2 protein-coding genes and 1 pseudogene are annotated in these 3,272 nt (G+C 71.1%); 2 read left to right on the plus strand and 1 reads right to left on the minus strand.

Annotation, left to right across the window (positions count from 1 at the left end; genetic code table 11):
* Together AB0J68_RS29800 and AB0J68_RS29805 are read left to right on the plus strand one after the other, a co-directional pair.
* Positions 1–476: pseudogene (locus AB0J68_RS29800) on the plus strand (hypothetical protein); the annotation flags it as partial.
* 1 nt (position 477) lies between these two features.
* Complete coding sequence (locus AB0J68_RS29805) at positions 478–1,185, plus strand: class F sortase (RefSeq protein WP_363941916.1); 708 nt, start codon at positions 478–480, stop codon at positions 1,183–1,185.
* 72 nt (positions 1,186–1,257) lie between these two features.
* Here AB0J68_RS29805 and AB0J68_RS29810 read toward each other — a convergent pair.
* The coding region (locus tag AB0J68_RS29810) for an NAD-glutamate dehydrogenase domain-containing protein (protein WP_363941918.1) at positions 1,258–3,272 on the minus strand (2,015 nt) is incomplete at its 5' end.

The raw sequence follows: 3,272 nt of genomic DNA on the forward strand, positions 1-3,272 counted from the left end.
CCGACGACGAGTACGGCTCCGACAAGGGCTGGGAGTCCAAGGGCCACGAGTACGGCTCCGACGACGAGTACGGCTCGGACAAGGGCCGCGAGTACGGCTCCGACGAGGAGTACGGCTCGGACAAGGGCTGGGAGTCCAAGGGCCACGAGTACGGCTCCGACGACGAGTACGGCTCCGACAAGGGCCGCGACCACGGCAAGGGCGAGGACGGCTGGGAGCACGAGCGCGAGTTCGTGTACTACGGCGAGGCCAAGGTCGACAAGGACGCCCGGCCGGGTCGCTACGAGCTCAAGGGCTCGTGCGGCGAGGGCGAACTGGTCGTGCTGCCCCACGGTGGGGTCGACGGCGGTGACGGCGGCGTCAGCACCGGCACCGACCGTGGTCTGGCCACCGGTGGCGCGAGCCTGCTCGGCGCTGCCGCGCTGGGCGGGATCGTTCTGATGCGTCGTCGGCGGACCGATGGTTCCCTCGTCTGACGTGACGGCGACACGGGCCGGCGGCCGTCACGGGAGACCGTGGCGCGCCGCCGGCGCGGCCGTCGTCGTCACCCTGGCCATGATCGGCGCCGGCATGATCGGCGCCTCGTTGCAGACCGGGCCCGCTCCCCGCCCTCCGCAGCCGCTCGCCCAGGCCGGCCCCGAGGTCCCCGGGCCGACGGTCACCGGGAACGACGCCACGGCGCCGGACGATGGGGAGCACGCCGCGCAGGGCGACGTTCCCGCCGGGCTGAACCGGGCTGCCCCGAGCACCATCGAGATCCCCCGCATCGGCGTCAACGCGACGATCATGTCGCTCGGCACCAACCCGGACGGCACCGTGCAGGTCCCCCCGTTGGAGCAGGCCGACCAGGCTGGCTGGTACGAACCGGGCCCGAGCCCCGGTGAGACCGGCAACGCGGTCATCGTCGGGCACGTGGACTCGGCGAAGCTCGGCCCGGCCGTGTTCTTCGACCTCGGCTCTCTCGTGCCCGGCGACACGATCACGGTGCAGCGGGCGGACGGCCAGCCGGCGACGTTCCGGGTCGACTCGGTGAAGGCGTACCCGAAGACGTCCTTCCCCACCGAGCTGGTGTACGGGCCGAACGACCGGCCCGGCCTGCGGGTGGTCACCTGCGGCGGCCAGTTCGACGAGGCGGCCAAGAGCTACCAGGACAACGTGGTCGTCTTCGCCACCCTGGCGGCGTGAGGCGGACGAACACGGACGCGGCCCGGCCGGTCGGGGTTACCCGATCGGCCGGACCGCGTCCGGCGTACCGAATCAGGCCGCGGCGGAGGTCCGCACCAGGGTGCGGATCTGGCGCAGCAGCACGGACAGGGCTGCGAGATCCGCCCGCGACTCGTCGAACTCCCCCATCGCCCGGCGGGCCCGGTGGATCGACGTGGCGTTCGACTGCTCCCACTGCTGCACCCGCTCGTGCGGCGGCTGATCCTCCGGGGTGGAGTCGAGCACCTCCGCCGTGAGCGCGGCCAGCGCGGCGTACAGGTCGTAGCGCAGCGCCATCCGCGCGAGGGTCTGCCAGCGGTCCTCGCGCGGCAGCAGGGAGATCTTCGACAGCAGCGAGTCCACCCGGAACAGGTCGGAGAGCACGAAGTAGACCGAGGCCACCTCGCTGACGTCCCGTCCGCTGCGGGTCGCGGTCTCCACGACGTCCAGCAGGCCGAAGCTGTACATCAGCCGGGTCGCCTGCTCCGCCAGCTCGCGGGGCAGCCCACGGTCGGTCATCGAGTCGATGTGCGCCTCGATGGCCTGCCGCTCGCCGCCGTAGAACAGCTCCTCCAGCCCCGGCAGGAGCCGGGCCACCCCGTCGCGCAGCCGGGAGATCTCGGTCGGCACGTCGATCGGCGAGCGCCGGTTGGTGACCAGCCAGCGCACCGCCCGGTCGAGCAGCCGGCGGGTGTCCAGGTAGACACTGGTCTGCAACTCGGGCGCGACCTTGTTGTCCAGCGCCTCCACCGCGTCCCACAGGTTCCGCAGGCCGAACACCTCGCTGACCACCACGTACGCCCGGATCACGTCCGCCGCGCTGGCCGCGGTCTCCTCGACGACCCGGAAGACGAACGAGATGCCGCCCCGGTTGATCGCCTCGTTGACCAGCACTGTGGTGACGATGTCCCGACGCAGCCGGTGCCGGCCCATCCGGTCGGCGAACCGCTCGCGCATCGGCGTCGGGAAGTAGTTGACCAGGACCTCGGTCGTCCACTCCTCGTCGGCCAACCCCTCGGTGAGGATCTCCCGTTCCAGGACGATCTTCACGTACGCGAGCAGCACCGCGAACTCCGGCGCGGTCAGTCCGGACTCGCTGCGGACCGCCAGCTCCTCGTCCGGAGGCAACGCCTCCAGCGCCCGGTCCAACCCGCCCGACCGCTCCAGCTCGTTGATCATCCGGCGGTGCACCGGGAGCAGCGAGGCGGCCTGGGCCTGGGCGTTGTTGATCGCCCGAGCCTGGTCGTAGTTGTCCCGCAGCACCAGCTCCGCGACCTCGTCGGTCATCCCGGCCAGCAGCTCGTCCCGCTCGGCGGTGGTCAGCTCACCGTCGGCCACCGCGGTGTTCAGCAGGATCTTGATGTTCACCTCGTGGTCGGAGGTGTCCACGCCGGCCGCGTTGTCGATGAAGTCGGTGTAGATCCGGCCGCCGGTCAACGCGTACTCGATCCGGCCGAGCTGGGTCCAGCCCAGGTTGCCGCCCTCGCCCGCCACCCGGCAGCGCAGGCTGCGCCCGTCCACCCGGATCGCGTCGTTGGACTTGTCGCCCACCTCGGCGTTGGTCTGGGTGGACGCCTTGACGTACGTGCCGATGCCGCCGTTCCAGAACAGGTCCACCGGAGCGGTGACGATCGCCTTCATCAGCTCCTGCGGCGAGAGCTGGGTGACGTCGTCGTCGAGGCCGATCGCCGCCCGGACCTGCGGCGTGATCGGAATCGACTTCGCGGTACGCGGGACGATGCCGCCCCCGGCCGAGATCAGCTCGGGGTTGTAGTCCTCCCACGACGAGCGGGGCAGGTCGAACAGTCGACGACGCTCGGCGTACGAGGTGGCCGCGTCCGGATCGGGGTCGAGGAAGATGTGCCGGTGGTCGAACGCGGCCACCAGCCGGATGTGCTCGGAGAGCAGCATCCCGTTGCCGAAGACGTCCCCGGACATGTCGCCGACGCCGACGACTGTGAAGTCCTGGGTCTGGGTGTCCAGGCCCAGCTCGCGGAAGTGCCGCTTGACCGACTCCCACGCCCCCCGGGCAGTGATGCCCATCTTCTTGTGGTCGTAGCCGGCGGAAC

It is taken from the genome of Micromonospora sp. NPDC049580, assembly GCF_040675595.1.
Classification (GTDB): Bacteria; Actinomycetota; Actinomycetes; order Mycobacteriales; family Micromonosporaceae; genus Micromonospora.